Origin of the sequence: Photobacterium salinisoli (genome assembly GCF_003614885.1) — a bacterium.
Lineage (GTDB): Bacteria > Pseudomonadota > Gammaproteobacteria > Enterobacterales > Vibrionaceae > Photobacterium > Photobacterium salinisoli.
The window spans coordinates 220,992-238,629 of record NZ_QZMS01000011.1 but is presented as its reverse complement, the minus strand read 5'-3'; the positions used below and the strand labels follow the sequence as shown (position 1 = coordinate 238,629).

Genomic DNA, 17,638 nt, shown 5'->3' with positions numbered 1-17,638 from the left:
GGCCCGGTCAGTTTGAATCCGCCAACCGGGTGAATAATAATCAGGCTGCCAGTTCGTCAACAAACCAGTCTAATATTGCCCGCAGTTTCTCATCGCTCAGGTTGACCAGGTTGTCGCCGACATACCATTCCAGAAAAGACTGATCTGCCAGAGCGGCTTGTTGCGGATTTCCCAGCCAGATCTTCTGCTCTGTTGCTAGCTTGTCACGAATGGCTAAGGCCTTGTCGGCGCTGACCGGCAGATACAGATGCAGCATATTTGCCTGCGGTGCTGACGGATTGGGCGTTAACAGCGGGTAATCTTCCAATATACGGTAAAGCTGCTGAGTACGTTCGAACAAGGCCGGCATCAGTGCCAGGCGCTGGTCGAACTGCATCGCCGCGGAAACTGCATACGGTGTGCGATGATAGACGTTGCCGCCCTGGCGTTGCATCCAGAGGCGAGCCTTTTCAATGAATGCCTGATCGCCCAGCAGCATCGAGCCGCCCAATCCGCCAATGCCTTTATATAAAGAGACATAAGCCGAATCGAACCCGTTTGCAATTTCGCTGTACTCACGGCCATACCAGGCTTTGGTTTCCCACAATCGGGCGCCATCCATGTGCAGATGAATACCCTGCTCGCGGCAATGGGTTTTGAGCGCGTTTAAATCTTCCCATTCAGGTAGTTGACCACCAATTTCGCGCATTGGAAGTTCATACAGTACGGCAGCAATGTCGTCCGGCCATTCTTGCAGATCGGCCAAAGACCAGGTTTTATAAGGGTTACCTACAGGCAGAACGGTAAAGCGTTGCTGCAGCAGATAGCCTTGTGCTTCGTGCAGATAAATATGACTGGAAGGATGCATGGCCACAATAGGGTTTTTTCGTGCGATACAGGCCAGTTGTAGTGCGGTAGGTTGGGTCATTGTACCCGAAATAACGAACAGGCCAGCTTCGTAGCCCAGGAGATCGGCGACTTTGGTTTCAAACTGCTGCAGATCATCGCCCTGACCGTAAATATCATGTTTGATCTGATTGTCCTGACACCAGTCTGCCATTTGCCGGAAGATCTCGGCCGGAGACAATTCATGATTGCCGGGGATAGAGAGAGTGCATTGAGAGCGTAATTCCGTGCTCATAGTATTCCTTGAAATAAGCGACTTACATTTAATATTTTGCCAGAAGCTTATAGTGGGCTATCACCGAATGCAACAGGTTTCATTGCCGGTTATGACAGGGAGTCGGTCGGGAATGCCAATCGTCGTCTTAATATTCAAAACGGGAAAACTCAGTTTCAATTGATGCATACAATTCCGATATCCAAGCGGGGGAAGTGTCGGGTACAGGGCGGATCGGATTTTTTCGTGGGTCATGCGGTGCAATGACCACTTCGACATTGTCTTTGCCAATTTTTCCCACCAGGGTAAACAATTCTTCCACCGCACTGTCGCCGATAGCCAGGCAACCAATGGAGTCGGCTTTTCCATGAATGAATATATTGGATCCCGGGGATTGCCGGCCTTCAAGCGCGGCGTATTTCAGGTCGAAGTCGTTGGGATAATTAAGCTTCATCGACAAGTGAAAACGGCTGTTCGGATTAAGACCGATAATTTTGTAGATACCTTCCGGTACCTGACGGTCACCTTCTTTGAGTTTTGGTCCTGCTTTGCCGCTCGCTGCCGTGACAGGGTAACTGTATACAAAATGTCGGCGACCCTGCGAATCAAATGCCCACAGTTCCAGTGCTTTTTCTTCTTTCAGGCCGAGCAGCGCAATTTTCTCTGGCGGATAGCTCACATCAGCCTGGCGAAATCTGTACTTCAGACGCATTTCAGATAAGTGGCCGTAGGTGGCGAGAACGTCATCAACGGTACGCTTCCCCAGCGACGAAGGGGAAATAGAGGTTGAAATTGACTGCCCTTGAGCATGAGCACTCATCAGTAAAGACATAACAGCAAAGAAGGCTGGTAAGTGTTTAGTGCGCATAATTCCCCAACGTCATATCTAGTCCATTAAACAAAAAGTGTCGATTACATTATCAGCAGCAAGCTGGCAGTGTGTCAGATCACAGTGGCTGGAAAGTAAAATCTTCGATAACGCCATTGAGGTCTGCATTCAGCACGTAATCAATATGCATGTTGCCTTTTTGCTGGTAGAAACTGATTCGGTAACCTTTGTCGCCATGGTTATTCTCAACATGGTAGTTGCTGGTGACTCGGGTGTTGATTGCATCACCCCGAACAATGCCGTTCACAGCCGGAGACGTTGCTAGGATGTACGTCAGCTGATTTTCTTCTAAGCTATTAAATTTAATGTAGGAGTAGGTTTTCTTTTGTACCAGTTGCCCATTTTCCAGAATATTACCGTTGCGTTCTGAATAATAATAACCGTTCAGGTTAACGGTAGACTCAAACCCGATCTCAGGATCTGGCTGCCCCATAGATGTACAGCCTGATAACGATGAGAGAAGAATAATTGATAGTGCCTTTTTCATACTCACCTTGATTCTTATAATGATGAAAAGGGGTCAGCAACCCCAACCAATGACAGTATCTAATGGCGTCAGAACGCTACGCGTCATTAACTGGTTAATTACAAAATGATAGGTAAGCAATAGGTTTAAGCGAGGGATAGGGATAAGCAATTAAAAAGCAGACAAGAGACAGCAGAAAAAGCGGGCAAATGGCTGTCAGCAGTGTGGATGGCTTACTGCACAAAGCAGGGGTATTGCCCTTACGTTCTTCTTTGGTTGTTACGGTTAAAGTAACACGTCTTTCGCACAATAAATGCTGCTCATACCTGGCGCGCTATAGCAACTCAGTTTGTCTTGTAATATCGCTGATGGTAATGCGAATCCGGTTTGACCGTTTACCTTAATGGTGGTTTTGCTCGCGTTGATGTGATGGGAGATCTCAGAACCGTTGCTGAGTGTCCAATAGGTATCAAATTCGGTGGTATTGGCACAGACCGAAATGGAGCAGCTGACCGGCGTTGTCTCACCGTGCTCGAACACTATGCACTGCGATTGCATTTCACCGCAACCAGCGTTTGCAGCTGACGATATTATAAGGCCACACATCAAAGTGAGGGATAAACGGGTAAAGCTTTTCATAATCCACCTTACTTCTCTACGTTATTAGTCAGTTCATGGGGCGTGTTACTAAGGCGACCAAAATGAAGGCGATATGCGGATTTTTCTGGCTGGCGCAGTTTTGAGTCTGATCATGGTGTTTGGAGGCAGGCACTTGAGATGCCTGTCTCCAGAAGATGGTGCTGACAAATGACGATCTCAACCCTGATAAGATTACGGCTGGAAATTACGATGTTCCACATCACAGCGAATGACGGATTGATCGTCGATTAAACCTGCTAAGTGCTTGCGACTTTCAAGATAATGCGGTGTCAGTTTGTGCGCCGCAAGTGCGTCTTCACTGGTGTAGATTTCATACAGGTAGAAGCAGTGGTCGTTGTCCTGAGATGACAGCACATCAAACACCAGGCAGCCTTCTTCATTCTCTACTGACGCCTTGGCGTTTTCTTTCATGATGGAGAGATACTGGTCTCGAAACCCTGCTTTGACTGAATTTTTCACAACAATACAAAACATAAAGCGCACTTCCTTTCTGTCCGTTTGAGGAACAACACGTTCTTCGTTTGAATATATGGTCCTTTATTGTATACAATGTGTTTGGTTATTGCACACGGAGTGGCTGAAAATGACAGAGAGACCAAAACCTTTAAACGGATTGCGACATTTAGCGTTAGCGGTATATCCCTTTGAGGAGTGTATCCGTTTCTATACCGATATACTGGGTATGGAAGTGCTAAGGAAAGCGAGCGATAACCTGATTTACCTTACCTGTGGTAATGACAATTTGTCGCTTAGCAGGGCGTATGAACCGCAGGAGAATGGCAATCAGTCACTTGACCATTTTGGCTTCATTGTCGACAGTAAAGAAGAACTACAAGCCTGGTTCGATTTTCTCAAAGCCAAAGACGTGCCGTTATTGGATACACCGCACGATCACAGTGATGGTGCGCGCAGTTTTCACTGTACCGATCCGGCCGGTAATGTGGTTCAGCCGATTTATCATCCTGCTGTTTCAGGCCAGCGCCTGCGTTAGAAAGGGGATTGACCCAACGTAACCGGTAAGATTGCGTTGGGTACAGTTTTATTTCTGATTGAGTAAATAGTCCAGAATCTCAACTATTTGCCCCGGGCTTGTCGCCCATGCTTTCGCGCTGGCATCCACTTCTTTGAGCGGATGCACAATGTCTTCACTGTGCAGTGTGATATAGGGTTTATCCAGTGCAGCACAGTATCCGGCATCAAACGCCGCATTCCACTGTTTGTACTTATCACCGAAGCGGATCACGGCCATGTCGCATTGTTTGATCATGTTCTGGATGCGGATGGCATTGACTTTGGCCGATTTATGATCGCGCCAGAAGCTGTCTGATTCCGCTCCTAAACCATCACCGGCGGCGTCACTGCTGTCGTGATCTGTAACGGCGGAAGTAAACACAATATTGAGGTCTTTCGCCTCGCAGCCTTTAATGATTTGCTCTCGCCAATCGGTGTGGATTTCGCCAGAAAGATAGACATTCCAGGTCATTGCTAACTCCTTTTTATGAGTGCATGTCTCAGCCGCTCTATGTATACACGGTATAGAGACAGACAGAAACATCAGTGTTTAAAGGATTTATTGTACACAATTACACCTAAAATTGCACACCTGAGTGGTGGCGGTCAATCAGAAGTAGGTCGGGATAGTACGCAGGGGAGTATCCGGCGTGCGAGTGATGAACATGCAATTGTTTTCGAGGCAGATTCGTTCAAAGCCGAGCTTTTGATAAAATACGGTGTTGATATCGCTATGAAGAAAAACTGTTGTTGTCGCTGTGGCTGTAAAAAGATGACGGACAATGCCGAGAATCAACCGTCCGGCAAAACCTTGTCGGCGATGAGACGGCGATGTTGCTATCGATCCTATTCCAGCCTGTCCGTCTTTCAGGCCAAACTGATTACGATACAGAATCAGTGAAGCGACAGGTATGCCTGCTTCTGCCAGTACGTACCACTGGCCGGCGGCATATTTCTGGCTGTGCCTGCAGGCAGCCAGATAGTCAGCCTGGGGCATTTCGCAGCCCCAGGTGTCGAAGCCCATCATATACAGTAAGTCCATTTCTGTTGCTGTTGCCTGTCTGATTTGCATCGGTTTTCGTTCTGTTAATTGATGGTTTGAATCATTGCCGATTAACGGAAACAGAACTCAGCCCAGCGGCTGAGGCCAGCGGTAACCGAACCAAAATAATCGCCGGCCACAATCGGCACACCTGGCAGGCGTTGCTCAATAAGCTGTCGTAACATGGGCGAGCGGGCGCTACCGCCTGTCATAAAGATTACGTCTGGTGCGCAGTCAGCCTGAGACAGGGCTTCATTGATCAGACTGCTGATCTTCTCCGCATTGCTGTTGACCGCTTCTGCCAGTTCATGATTTGTACAGCTGATGGGCAGTGTTTCCTGTCCGATGCGGATCTCAGTGCTGGCACTGGATGCATCGGACAACGCGATTTTCAGCAGCTCGGCTTCGCGTACAAGCTGATGACCCAATGTATGGTGATAGACCTGCAACAGTCTTTGCAGCAAAGCAGGCTCTGCGGAGTCACGCACGAGTTGCTGCAACACGGCTAAGTTAGCACTGGCGTAAAAATCACTTTGCGCGGCCACATTGTTGATCGCCACCGGGTTCCAGAATTGGCTGATCGGGGCTGCCAGCCCGCGCTGGTTGGTGCTGTGCTTGCCAAACAGAGGCATAATGCGTTCGAAGGCGAGGGCAATATCCAGATCGTTGCCGCCGACACGGCTACCGCTGTGGGCCAGTAATCCTTCGGTTCGGTCTTCTTTATTTAACCAGCCCGGTCCCATTTGCAGTACGGAACAGTCGGTTGTTCCGCCACCAATATCAACCACCAGTACGGTTTTGTCTTCTTGCAGCTGACTCTCGTATTCCAGACCGGCGGCCACGGGTTCAAACTGGAACTCTATCGCTTTGAAGCCTGCGCGTGTTGCTGCCCGGCGCAGAATACTCTCGGCCTGCTGGTTAGCTTTACTTCCGCCTGTTCCCTGAAAGTTGATAGGGCGCCCGATAACAGCATGCGTAACACTCTCACCACACTGGCTTTCACTCTTGTGCTTGATGTTTGCCATCATGGCACAGACCAGATCTTCAAACAGGCTCAGTTGGATGTCATGTAAACCGGAAGCGCCGAGAAAGGACTTGGGTGATTTGACGTAATACACTTCATCAGGATCATTGAGGTAGGTGTCCAGTGCTTGCTGACCAAACTGTAAGGCGTGCGCGTCAACGATGATGTCATCGTCTCTGTTGGCGGAGATCGAACGACGCAGTAATTGCTCGCCAATTTTATCAGCGGGTTTGATGTCATAGTGACGAAATAGCGCCTCGCTGACGGCCTCGCGGGTGGGTGCGGCAAGCGTTGAAGGAATGAAAAAGCTATCACCTTCAAGGGGAAGCAACCTTGGCTGACCATTCTCCATAATAGCAACAGCGCAGTTGGCTGTGCCGTAGTCGAAACCTATGTACATACTTCCTCCTGACAACTAAAAAGCCGACCAGTGTACGAAAATTTCGGCCTAAGACAAGAAAAGGAAGTGCTGACCTTAACAATTGTATTGCTTGTCGCAGAACAGCTTCTAGCGATAAAGCTTACGGAAGAATTTTGACGTGAGCGTGTAATCGTATCGGAGCTGAATCAATGAATAAATGAGCGTAGAGCCAGCCACTGTCCCCCAGGGGTAGAAGAAAAACAGTATGCAACCAAACAAGATAGTGGCTTTTTCAGCCCAGGGATGGAGGATCAATAGTCCGTATCCGGCAGAGAGGTGAAGTACTATCATCAACACAGCCAGCAGCACCATAGAGAAGTTGTTGGTTTCAATGTTCATGATGCCGTCGATAGCGGCCTGAAAACCTGAAACGATCCCCAGTATCAGCCAGATAATCGCGTAAAGGGCATGAAAACCTATCGCCAGCCTGAATTTGAGTGAGTATTTTGAGCGCAGAGAATCCTGAGATTGCGATTGTTCGCCCTCAGTACATTTTTTACACATTTCTACCGGAGTACCGTCAGGTTTATCCAGCGTTCGAACACCGCATTGTACGCAGTACATTATTTACGCACCATTTGCCTGTTTATCGCATCGCATGTTATTGCGATAGTTGTAGTTACAAATTTACAGATGCAAAGTTTCATTAGTTAACAACATTCCCCAACAAATATAATTTCATATAATGCCGTGTTCTTTAACATTTGAATGTCAGTTTTTCGCTTTTATGGCGTTTGAAATGATGAAAATGCTGTGGGGGTCTCATTTTAGTGAATTAAAAGCACTATTACATAACATTATGAAATTTAAGTCTTATGTGAATTAGCATGACCTAAATTTACTGTGGCAACAGTCGGCAATATTCTTTATGGCTTTTCTCTGCCTAATGGTGATGCAATATACTGCTTATTGTTTATCAGAGAGTACATCGATCAGTTTTTATGAATCTATTTGTCTGCGGATTTTAATCAGGCCATTTCTTTTTCAACTCAATTAATTCTGACTGGCAGCGATTAAAGGCATCAACAAGTACCGGATCGAAGTGAGTGCCACTGTGCTTACGGATATAGTCAGACGCATCTTCAACGCTCCAGGCTGGCTTGTAAGGGCGTTTACTTGTCAGCGCATCAAATACATCGGCAATAGCTGTTATGCGTGCTTCAATGGGGATGGCGTCAGCCTCTAAACCGTAGGGGTATCCTGTGCCGTCCCATTTTTCATGATGATAGACGGCGATGTTTTTGGCCATCTGCATCAGTTCGGAGGTGTCATTACCCAGAATTTCAGCCCCTATCAGAGTATGGCGCTGCATGACTTGCCACTCCTCACCAGACAGTGCCCCTTTCTTTTGCAGAATATGATCCGGGATACCAATCTTGCCTATATCATGCATAGGTGCTGCATGCAGCAGGGTTTCCGACCACGCCGGACTGCAACCTGCGGCTTTTGCAATGGTGTGCGCATAATGGCTCATACGAATGACGTGATGGCCTGTTTCGTTATCTTTATATTCTGTTGCTCTGCTCAGTTTCTGAACCACGGAAAGCCGTGTTGATTTCAGCTCATCTATTTTGACCAGCGACAGCTGATTCTTCACACGGGCCCGGACAACGGGCGGGCTGACGGGTTTGGTGATGAAATCGACGGCGCCCAACGCAAAACCTTGTGTTTCATCTTTGGTGTCGGACAGTGCGGTTACGAATATCACTGGAATGTGTTTTGTATCTGGTGCCGCAGACAGTTGTTCAATAACCTCATAGCCGGACAGGCCAGGCATCATGATATCGAGTAGGATCAGGTCGGGTTTTTCTGTGTTGGCAAGAGCAATGGCGCGGTTGCCATCCCTGGCAAAAAGCAGTCGGTAATCTGATGCCAGAATGTTTTTCAGTACTTGCAAATTGGCGGGTTCATCATCCACTACCAGAAGGGTTTTACGTTCATCCATGTTATGCCTCCACAGTCTGCTGGCTGACGAGATAGTTATTTAGCAGCGTGGCTGCTCGATCCAATTCAAAATCGCTCATGGCCGATTCCACATCCATTGCCAGTTCTGCAGGTAGCTGGGATTTAACCGCCGAAAAAGCGCAATCCGGCATTTCGCCCTGTTCCAGTTGCTGGATGATTTTGCTGATATCGTCATGGTTGAGGGTTGTTGTCGTTTGATGCTCAGGCTTAGCAGAGAAATCCTCAACCGACATCAGCAGCTGCGTAATGGCATTAAACATTTCACGGTATTGGGTAAACAGCGGAACGGTATTTTCGTCACGCTGTAATGCTTGTTCCAGTTTTTTCATGCAGTGGTGGATACCCGGCATGCACAGGTTGCCAGTCACACCTTTCAGGCGGTGTACATGCGACAGCGCTTTTGTCTGGCTGCCACTGAGTAAGCGAGCCAGAAAATCCGGGTGGTGCTGTGGCTGGCTGATGAATTTCTGTATGGCGGCGAGCTGCGATTGTTCATTACCCCAGAGCAGGCGTCCTTTTTCCAGATCGATCAGGGTATCCTGGTTGTCGTCCGGCTTCTCCGGGTGAACCGGTGCCTGGCTGATAATCCCTTTCAGGTAAGCAATTTCTGCTTTCAGCGCATAGATATCGATTGGTTTGACGGCAAATCCATTCATGCCGGCGGCGAGTGCATTACGCCTGTCTTTTTCAAGTACGCTCGCCGTCAATGCAATAATAGGCACTTCTTTTAACTTTTGTTCCTTTTCGTAAGCACGGATGGCTTTACTGGCTTCCAGACCATTCAGTTCAGGCATTTGAACATCCATGAGAACAATATCAATGTGCCTGGACTTATATTGTTCTATGGCTTCTGTTCCGGTTCTGGCCATGATTAACTGATGGTTATCTCTTTTCAGTAATCCAGTCATCAGCTCCAGATTTTGTTCGACATCGTCTGCCACCAATATAGTCATTGGTGGAATATGCACATTGTTTTTTGTGCTGTCATCAATCTGAGCGGACTGGCCTGCCAGCAGTGGCAGATCAACACGGAAGGTTGAGCCCTTGCCAGGCTGGCTGTAGACAGTAATTTTACCCTCCATGAGTTCAACCAGCTGTTTGGCTATGGTTGTTCCCAGGCCGGTGCCGCCAAAACGGCGGGACATGGTACTGTCTGCCTGCGAGAAAGGAGCGAAAATGCTATCCAGCCTGTCGGACGCAATGCCTATCCCTGTGTCCTCGACCAGAATGGTGATACCTTTGATGCGGCTGGAACTGATGTCCAGTCTGACATACCCCCGCTCGGTGAACTTCACCGCGTTACTCAGTAAGTTCAGGATAATTTGCTGAACGCGGAGCGGATCACCCTGGAAATATTCACTGAGCTGCGGGTCATAGCGCATTGTCAGCTCTATGCCTTTTTTGTTGGCTAACAGAGATTGGGTCGCGATCAATTGCTCACAGATTTGGCGAAGAGAGAAATGGCTTGATTCAAGCTGTGTGGAACCGCTTTCCAGTTTGGCAGAATCCAGTACATCGTTAAGCAGGTTGAGCAGGGTTTTGGCCGAATGCCGGATAATGCCAAGGTGTCTTTGCTGATCGGTACTCATTTTGCCGTCCAGCATGAGTTCGGAAAAACCGATAATGGCATTCATTGGTGTTCGCAATTCATGGCTCATATTGGCCAGAAAAGTACTTTTTGCCTGAGCCGCGATTTCTGCTTCTTCTTTGGAACGGCGTAAATCAGCTTCCATTTGTTTTTGCTTGCTGATGTCTGTGATCACGCCGACAAAGGTGCTGACGCCATTCAGTTTAGACTCACCGATAGACAATCGAATCGGCTTCATCAGACCATTTTTGTGCAGCGCAGTGACTTCCCTGCCAATGCCAATAATGCGCGCAGTGCCGGTTTTGCGGTAATTTTCCAGATAGGAATCGTGGGCGCTTTGATAGGGTTCTGGCATCAGCATGCTGATGTTTCTGCCAATGACCTCACTCTCGTGATAACCAAAAATACGTTCAGCCGAGGCATTAAATGACAGGATAATACCGCGGTGAGACATTTTGATAATGCCGTCTACGGCGGTATCTATGGTGGCTTTCAGCTCAGCAGCGGTTTCTTCACTGTGCTGCAGTAATGAGCGGTAGCGGGTCAGGGCGTTGATAGCTGCAATAATCAGGCTCAGGGATACGGTGACAATGGAAATGGTAATGGCCAATAAATAATGACGCTGGCTGCCGGGAATGAATGCCGGATCGGGCTGGCCGACAAAACGGGTCGCTTCCATGGCGGTATAATGCATGCCTGCAATGGCAAGACCCATGACAACACTGGCAATGAGCTGGATCTGATAGCCAGGCATTGAGCGATGTTTGCGCAGACCAAAACTGATCCATAAGGCCAGTGTGGCTAATGAGGCGGCGACTAAAATGGAGAGTGCAAATAAAACAGGGTCATACTTCAGTGCAGGGCCCAATACCATCGCCGCCATGCCAATGTAGTGCATTGAGCCGATGCCCAGCCCGACTGTCACCCCACACAGCAACAGCCGCGCATTACTTATCGTTCGTTTGATCAGTAACTGGAGCGTTACCCAAGAAGCAAGAAAGCTGGGTATGGCGGAAAACAGGGTAGTGCTGATGTCGTAATTCACTGTGGTACATAGCTCGAACGCTAACATACCAATAAAATGCATGGCCCATACACCCACTCCTAACGAAGCAGCGCCTGTCAGAATATGGAGGCGGCGCAGCATGCAGTTATGACTTTGCTTAGCCGATTCGGCTAAAGAAAGCGCCAGTAAGGAGGCACCGACAGAGATAAGCAAAGAAATGGCAATCAGTGAATAGTTATATTCACCAGTGACCATAAGGCTTGGATCGGTACTGTCGGAGATAAAAAAACGTGAAAATAGATCTGCAATCATGATTTATCAAAGACCAGTTATTCGGCTATGAGGCGAGGTAACCAGTTAGAGTTAATCTAGTGTTGTATTTTTGTATCAATGGGCGCTCACATTATCCTGTCGGTCGTTAAGAGTAAACCACTCGGGCGTTAGTAAGTGCTAATAATCAACACAATATCAATAATTAGTTATGACGTTATGAATCTGCGCCCTTATGGTTGTAAAAGACAAATTTGTACAAGATTGAAATAATAATTTGTCGTAAAGTCGCTGTTTTCGTGGTGTGGGTAGTAGTAAGGCAATGAAAGATAAAGCAATATCAAAGGAAACGTCTGCCATTGTACTGACTGGCAAAGAAAAACGACGGTTGTTCAAGCAAGGTGCGCTTGCTGTGATGCCTTTATGTGTGGCTGTTATCCCCTGGGGGTTACTTGCGGGCTCCTTTGCTATTGATGCCGGATTGGACGTGTTTCAGAGTGTCGCTATGTCAGCGATAGTGTTTGCCGGGGCAGCACAGCTGGTAGCAACCGGGTTACTGAAAGCAGGGGTGGGTATTGTGACTATCTTACTGACCACCTTTTTCATTACTTCCAGGCACTTGTTGTACAGCATCACAATGCGCAATGTGATCAGCCCGCTTCCGCTTCGCTGGCGGTTGGGATTGGGCTTTCTTCTGACCGATGAGCTGTTTGCCTTGTGTGGTAACCAGTCCCCACAGCGTTTTCAACCTTGGTATGCTCTGGGCGCTGGGCTGTGGTTTTACATCAGTTGGAATATCGCCACATTAGCAGGGATTTTCGCAGGAAAATTTATTCCCAATCTGGACAGCCTGGGACTGGATTTTGCCATCGCCGCTACTTTTATCGCTATCGTTGTACCCAGTATTCAGCGCTGGCCGGTATTAATCACAGTACTGATTGCGTTGGTGATGTCGGTTTTAATGGCGGCTCTGGAAATAGAAGGCGGGCTGATGATAGCCAGTTTAGCGGCAATGGCAGGAGGATATATTTCTGAACGATTGATTGGAAATAAATCGATTTATTGTCATGAAAATGTAAGAAAGCAGGAAAAATAAGATGATTTGGCTCACTATATTTGCAATGACGCTGATTATTTTTACAAGTCGCTATCTATTTTTAGACCCTCGGTTGCCTGTAAAACTAAACGCCCAGACGCAGCGTTTTTTAAGTTATTCAAGCCCGGCTGTATTAACGACTATTTGGGTGCCTATTGTTTTTTTGCCTGAGAAAAATACTATAAATATCACGTTTAGCAATCCATATTTAATCGGCGCTGTGATTGCCGTTTTAATCGCTATGAAAACAAAGAATGTTTTATTAACGGCGCTGGTCAGCATGGTAGTGTTTTTTTGCGTATCATTTTATCTAAAATAAGAATTTGTTGTCTATATTGTTGATTGCAAGGGTTTTCTCTTTTTTGAGAAATGTGGTTTTATAAACTTAAGTTATAGTTGGTTAATCAAGTCTTATCCTCCGAACAGTTGCCTGATTTAATGGGTGGCTGACTTGTGCGTGGAAAAAAAGAAGAGGTTAACCATGGCCATGCAAGCATCAAAAGGCATACAGCCTGATAATATCAGTACGTTTTTAGAACCGGTAAAAATAATCGGAACATCTGTTCTGATAATGGCAGCGTTGCTTTCATTTAATTCACAAGCAAAAAGTGACAATGAGAATGACTATGATTTACAACCCATAGAGGAATTAGGAAAGCGATTATTTTTTGAAAATATTTCTGATCCAAATCGAATGTCCTGTGCGACCTGCCACGCGCCTAACACCGGCGGAACCTATAATGTCTCCGGTGTGAATTTACATCAGGTCGCAGTCACGGGGGCCAGACCACATTTAAGGCCACAAGACTTAGCTGATGGGCAGGAAAAAACGACGGTAAAAAATGCCGGGGGCTTAAAACCACCGACAAATCAGTACGTCAGTTTTATACATGAGGGTGAAGCAAAAGGGCTGAAATTACTCCAGCTTGCAGGGCAGGGGACATGTGGATTTTTTCCTTGCGGTGGTGCCTTCTGGAATGGACGTGCGAACGGAGATATTGTCGAAAACACGAACTTGGTTTTTAATCTGAATGACGCCAGTGGACAGAAATCTGCATTTTATTCTAAATACCTTGGCCCCCTTGCTGATCAGGCCTTTGCAAGCCCATTTTTGAACCCTGTCGAGCAAAACCATAAGAGTAAAGAAGATGTCTGTAACCAGGTAGAGTCGACCAAATGGGGTAAAGAGCTGTATTACCAATCATGGGGAGTGGATTTATCTTGTCAGTCTGAAGACGAAGCTGCCACAGCATTTGCGCGTTTTGCTGTAGCTTTAGCAGCATGGCAAATGTCTGAAGATAACAATCGTTTTAACTCAAAACGCGATATTGCACTTGCTGAAGATGATAATCAGCAATTTCCGTTGGATGGTTTAACTGATCTTGAAAATGAAGGGCATGACCTGTTCTATGGCCCAGCAGGTTGCGTCATTTGTCATAACAGTAATGGTGCCAATGGTACTCATCCTCTGGAGCGGTATACCGATGACAGCTATCACGCAATTGGCGTGCCGCGAAACTATGAGTTACCCGGTTCACCGCTACCCGACCTCGGGCTACATCCAACTCTGGTCAATTTGGGCTTGAGTCCGGATATCACATTCCCATTTTTTACTATTAAGAATGCCTTTATTGGTGCCCATAAAACACCCACATTGCGCAATGTCGATAAACGTCCGGGAACAGGTTTTACCAAAGCTTACACGCACAATGGCTGGTTCAAGAGCCTGGAAAGTATTGTACATTTCTACAATACCTCAGACGTTAACGGACAGACCGCCGCGGATTTCGGTATTACGCGCTGCCCAGAAAGTATCGTGACCGAAAAAGATGCACTGGCCAATAATTGCTGGCCTGCGCCTGAAATACCCGACGCACCCTTCCTGAGTATTGGTGGTGTCACGGGGGATCTGGGATTATCGGCTCACCAGGAAGAGGCTATTGTGGCTTACCTGAAAACCTTAACCGATACCACAACAGTAGAACCACCGGCGCCTTATAAATCAAGCAGTAATCCGCCGAAACAAAGTAAAAAATAGGCAATAAAAAGCGAGATATTTATCTCGCTTTTTTCTTTGTTATTGATTATTTCCTTGGCCCAACCGGCACCATGATGTGTTCATAGGGAGTACCTTTCCACATCACATATGGCCCGCCATTATTGGGATCGGTGGGAAGCGAGTCGAGTAAGGTTTTATCTGGCGTGATAATCATTAAATGTGGCCCTTCAACCACCCACTGATTATCTGCAGTTTCACCTTCTGCATAAGGGTCGATATTGCTCGCGCCGCCGTCACCAGCCAGCATGTAAGAAATACCTATCGTTTTCGTTTCAACGGGTTCTTTTTTCATCCAGGCTTGTGCCCATGCCATCCACGGACCATCCATGCACATAGGAGCGGTTCCTTTCAGTTGAGGAGGCGTTGGAAAGCAGGTGTAAGCACTGGAGCCTTTTTGTAAAACATTGTTCTCCCAGTCCATTACGGTGACTTTCTCTCTGAGTGACGGAGGGGCGGCACTCAGGGCATCATCTAACATTGCCTGTTTATCGTCAGCGTTGGTGACAGCAGGTATTCCTGTAAGAACAAACAATGCCAGAGGAAGATATCTGATGAGTTTCATACCGTTATCCTTATTCGAATGACGGTGCTGAGCAGGTAGCTTGTAAAGTATAGTCTGCCTGAAGCAAGATGATTATTGTGAGTCATATTGCGGCACGGACTATGTTGCTTATCGGCGTGGTGTTTGATGCTATGTTCTATGTTGGGAAGTGTGATTGCGTCGCGAATCTTGTGCCGGAGCTTGTGCTTATTAAGGCCAGTCAAGGCCAAACTGTATTGGCCTTGACTGGTGATATTGAACTTGATTGCCGAAGCGTTACAGCGGCCCTCCCTGATTGAACAAGTCGCCTGAATTTGCCCAGCATTGACTGAAGGGTAAACCGGACGCTCCGACAGCCGGCAGGGTGATCAGTATGTCATCAGCACGATTATCATTGTTGATGTCCTGATCGAGATGGCCATTGGAAACCGTTAAGCTCGGGTGGTCGAATGGTGCTTGTGCACAGCGTACCCGCTCATCGGTTAAGGTTTTCAGGAAAGCCACTAAATCGGCTTGTTCCTGAGAGCTTAAACCCAGCGGCCCGATGTCCGGATCCAGGTTTGAATCATTACTGCCAAAGCCAGAGTTATTGTTTGACTCAGTGCCTCTGCGGTTTCCTCCCCGGTTGTAGAATTCGACAACCTGCTCAAGCGTCGCGGCACCGCCATTATGGAAATACGGTGCTGTTAACGCAATGTTCCGCAGTCCGGGTGTTTTAAAGGCACCGTCGACAGCATCACGTTCCAGACCTGCGATGACCCGATCTCTTAGTGCATTGGTTTGCTGCGCGGAGTCGCAAGGGAGATCAGGGAGTACAGGAACCTCAAAGGTACAGGGATCGACGTTAAACGGATCAGGCGCATTATTACCAAGTAAAATATCAAAATACTGGCGGGTAAAAGACAGTGGGTTGCCCCAGGGGTCAACAGCACCGACGCCCAGATCCTCATTGGTTGGCCTCACCCCAATGTTGTAGAAACCGTTATCATAGAGTGCGATCTGGTTGTCACCCATGATCATTCGCTCAACAAGCCCCTCCTCCTGATTTTCTGCTTGCAGATGAATCGCGGCAGAGGTGAACTCAGGGCCTTTGTGGCAGTTCACACATTTCCCTTTATCAATGAACACCATCAGCCCTTGTTTTTCCTGTTCAGAGAGCGCATTGTCATTGGGTTCAATGGCTGGTGAACAGGCTGGTTCATGGCATCCTCTGAAACGGTCAAACGCCGTATCATCGGAAATGAGTTCGGCTTCGTAGAGCATGATAGCAATGCCCCAGAACAGAGAAAAATTGATCTCGGTTTGGGTATAGCCTTGACTGCTATTCACAAGTACCGGCTCACTGCCACTGTTATCAATGACAAAGTTGCCACGGGCTGCCCAGTACTTTGGATCAAAAGCCATCCGGATCAACTGAGCGTAGCTGGTTCGCAAACCTTTGCCGCTGGGATGAACCAAATCGGACAGGTGGCTGTCATTGTTAGCGACATCTTGCTGGGCCAGCGGCTGCAAGCTCACAAGGCGTCGACCAAGATCGGCAAACTGTCTGCCGGCACAGGACATTTCAAAATCGCTTAATGCAGGCCCGACAGCCTGAGAAGCCAGGCTGGCATTGTTGAGGTCGATCCGGGTAAGTTCGGGAGTACGGCCGTTAAGGATTATCACCCTCGCTTGCTCATTACGTCGTCCGAACGGGTCAGTACCGTTAAAGATATTGTTGGCGCGGCCATCCCAAAAATTTCTGAAGTTAAAAACAGCATTGATGACCGTTGGCGTGTTTCTGGGTTCGACTTTGCGGGTCGCCAAATTGGATTGAGTATGGAAAATGTTGCCTTCCGGATCCCCGCAATACTCATTCAGATCCCTGGGAATGACAGTGCCGAATGAACCATCAAAGGTTCCCGGTGATGTAGCGGAGTCATTGGTGGAGTATATAATTGCTGAATTGCGGTCATCCTTATCAACGAGTTGATGAAACGGAAAATCATCCGGCGTGAGCGTGATATTCGCTCGGGCCACTTGGTTACTGGCGGTAAAGCCTGCCGTTCCCGCCGGACTGGGGGGGACGGTGCCACCAAATTCAGTATCAGGATCGGGATTGCCGTTGGTATCGACTCGTAACAGGCCGGGTGTAAGGATATTGGTGATCCTGCCATCAGCCCCAGCTTTGAAGTGACAACTGGCACAGGCTTGTCCGTCACTGCCGACCTGCTGATCCCAAAAGAGGGCTTTGCCAAGTTTAATGGCGATGTTTTTGTCTCTGACAATACCGGTTAAATCGGGCAGCGGTGCCTGAAGATTCGTGAGTGCTTCAGGAATCAAACTTTCTATTGGTTCAGGTTCTTCGGCAGGTATTTCCGATTGTGCAAAAAATACAGCCCCCAAGCTAAAACAAGCAATGGTGCTACAGAGCGCACCAAAGCGCATTGCTTTTTTATTTTGTCCCATTATTTTTCCCTCGCATTAATAAACAACAATCAATGCTTACTTCAGAGATTTTA

At 47.6% G+C, this 17,638-nt stretch carries 16 protein-coding genes; 4 read left to right on the top strand and 12 right to left on the bottom strand.

Features of this window, described 5'->3' with window-relative positions; genetic code table 11:
* Positions 1–40: 40 nt before the first annotated feature.
* The 4 genes from D6M16_RS12375 to D6M16_RS12360 all read right to left on the bottom strand — a co-directional run bounded on the left by D6M16_RS12375 (position 41) and on the right by D6M16_RS12360 (position 3,588).
* Entirely contained in the window at positions 41–1,120 is a 1,080-nt protein-coding gene (locus D6M16_RS12375; RefSeq protein ID WP_120512191.1) for a threonine aldolase family protein, read from the bottom strand.
* Positions 1,121–1,247: 127 nt separating this feature from the next.
* Positions 1,248–1,967, bottom strand: coding sequence for a L,D-transpeptidase family protein (locus D6M16_RS12370; protein WP_240435610.1), 720 nt, complete (start codon positions 1,965–1,967; stop codon positions 1,248–1,250).
* 79 nt (positions 1,968–2,046) lie between these two features.
* Positions 2,047–2,475 (bottom strand): hypothetical protein, encoded by a 429-nt coding sequence (locus tag D6M16_RS12365; protein ID WP_162941018.1) that lies wholly within the window; start codon positions 2,473–2,475, stop codon positions 2,047–2,049.
* Positions 2,476–3,285: 810 nt separating this feature from the next.
* Positions 3,286–3,588 carry a putative quinol monooxygenase gene (locus D6M16_RS12360; protein WP_120512189.1) on the bottom strand — a complete coding sequence of 101 codons (303 nt, stop codon included), beginning with the start codon at positions 3,586–3,588 and terminating at the stop codon, positions 3,286–3,288.
* Positions 3,589–3,697: 109 nt separating this feature from the next.
* Here D6M16_RS12360 and D6M16_RS12355 point away from each other — a divergent pair, with 109 nt between their 5' ends.
* The gene (locus D6M16_RS12355; RefSeq protein WP_120512188.1) at positions 3,698–4,105 is read left to right on the top strand and encodes a VOC family protein; all 408 of its coding nucleotides are present in this window, start codon (positions 3,698–3,700) and stop codon (positions 4,103–4,105) included.
* Between the two features lie 48 nt (positions 4,106–4,153).
* On the opposite strand, the gene D6M16_RS12350 is transcribed toward D6M16_RS12355, so the two are convergent.
* The 6 genes from D6M16_RS12350 to D6M16_RS12325 form a co-directional block, all read right to left on the bottom strand.
* Positions 4,154–4,597 (bottom strand): YtoQ family protein, encoded by a 444-nt coding sequence (locus tag D6M16_RS12350; RefSeq protein WP_120512187.1) that lies wholly within the window; start codon positions 4,595–4,597, stop codon positions 4,154–4,156.
* Positions 4,598–4,735: 138 nt separating this feature from the next.
* Positions 4,736–5,197: a GNAT family N-acetyltransferase gene (locus tag D6M16_RS12345; protein ID WP_120512186.1), complete on the bottom strand. Its 462-nt coding sequence runs from the start codon at positions 5,195–5,197 to the stop codon at positions 4,736–4,738.
* A gap of 41 nt (positions 5,198–5,238) precedes the next feature.
* The gene (yegD, locus tag D6M16_RS12340; RefSeq protein ID WP_120512185.1) at positions 5,239–6,591 is read right to left on the bottom strand and encodes a molecular chaperone; all 1,353 of its coding nucleotides are present in this window, start codon (positions 6,589–6,591) and stop codon (positions 5,239–5,241) included.
* Positions 6,592–6,699: 108 nt separating this feature from the next.
* Positions 6,700–7,176 (bottom strand): hypothetical protein, encoded by a 477-nt coding sequence (locus D6M16_RS12335; protein ID WP_120512184.1) that lies wholly within the window; start codon positions 7,174–7,176, stop codon positions 6,700–6,702.
* Positions 7,177–7,576: 400 nt separating this feature from the next.
* Entirely contained in the window at positions 7,577–8,557 is a 981-nt protein-coding gene (locus D6M16_RS12330) for a response regulator (RefSeq protein WP_120512183.1), read from the bottom strand.
* 1 nt (position 8,558) lies between these two features.
* Positions 8,559–11,483: an MHYT domain-containing protein gene (locus D6M16_RS12325; protein WP_205576885.1), complete on the bottom strand. Its 2,925-nt coding sequence runs from the start codon at positions 11,481–11,483 to the stop codon at positions 8,559–8,561.
* A 280-nt stretch (positions 11,484–11,763) separates the two neighbouring features.
* Here D6M16_RS12325 and D6M16_RS12320 point away from each other — a divergent pair, with 280 nt between their 5' ends.
* The 3 genes from D6M16_RS12320 (at position 11,764) to D6M16_RS12310 (ending at position 14,575) form a co-directional block, all read left to right on the top strand.
* A complete protein-coding gene (locus D6M16_RS12320) occupies positions 11,764–12,537 on the top strand; it encodes an AzlC family ABC transporter permease (protein WP_120512182.1) in 774 nt (257 codons plus the stop codon).
* Position 12,538: 1 nt separating this feature from the next.
* Positions 12,539–12,856, top strand: a complete 318-nt coding sequence (locus D6M16_RS12315) for an AzlD domain-containing protein (protein ID WP_120512181.1) — start codon at positions 12,539–12,541, stop codon at positions 12,854–12,856.
* 162 nt (positions 12,857–13,018) lie between these two features.
* Complete coding sequence (locus D6M16_RS12310) at positions 13,019–14,575, top strand: cytochrome-c peroxidase (protein WP_120512180.1); 1,557 nt, start codon at positions 13,019–13,021, stop codon at positions 14,573–14,575.
* A 46-nt stretch (positions 14,576–14,621) separates the two neighbouring features.
* On the opposite strand, the gene D6M16_RS22540 is transcribed toward D6M16_RS12310, so the two are convergent.
* Together D6M16_RS22540 and D6M16_RS12295 are read right to left on the bottom strand one after the other, a co-directional pair.
* Complete coding sequence (locus tag D6M16_RS22540; protein ID WP_120512179.1) at positions 14,622–15,158, bottom strand: hypothetical protein; 537 nt, start codon at positions 15,156–15,158, stop codon at positions 14,622–14,624.
* Positions 15,159–15,413: 255 nt separating this feature from the next.
* The gene (locus D6M16_RS12295; RefSeq protein WP_120512177.1) at positions 15,414–17,585 is read right to left on the bottom strand and encodes a cytochrome-c peroxidase; all 2,172 of its coding nucleotides are present in this window, start codon (positions 17,583–17,585) and stop codon (positions 15,414–15,416) included.
* Positions 17,586–17,638 lie beyond the last annotated feature (53 nt).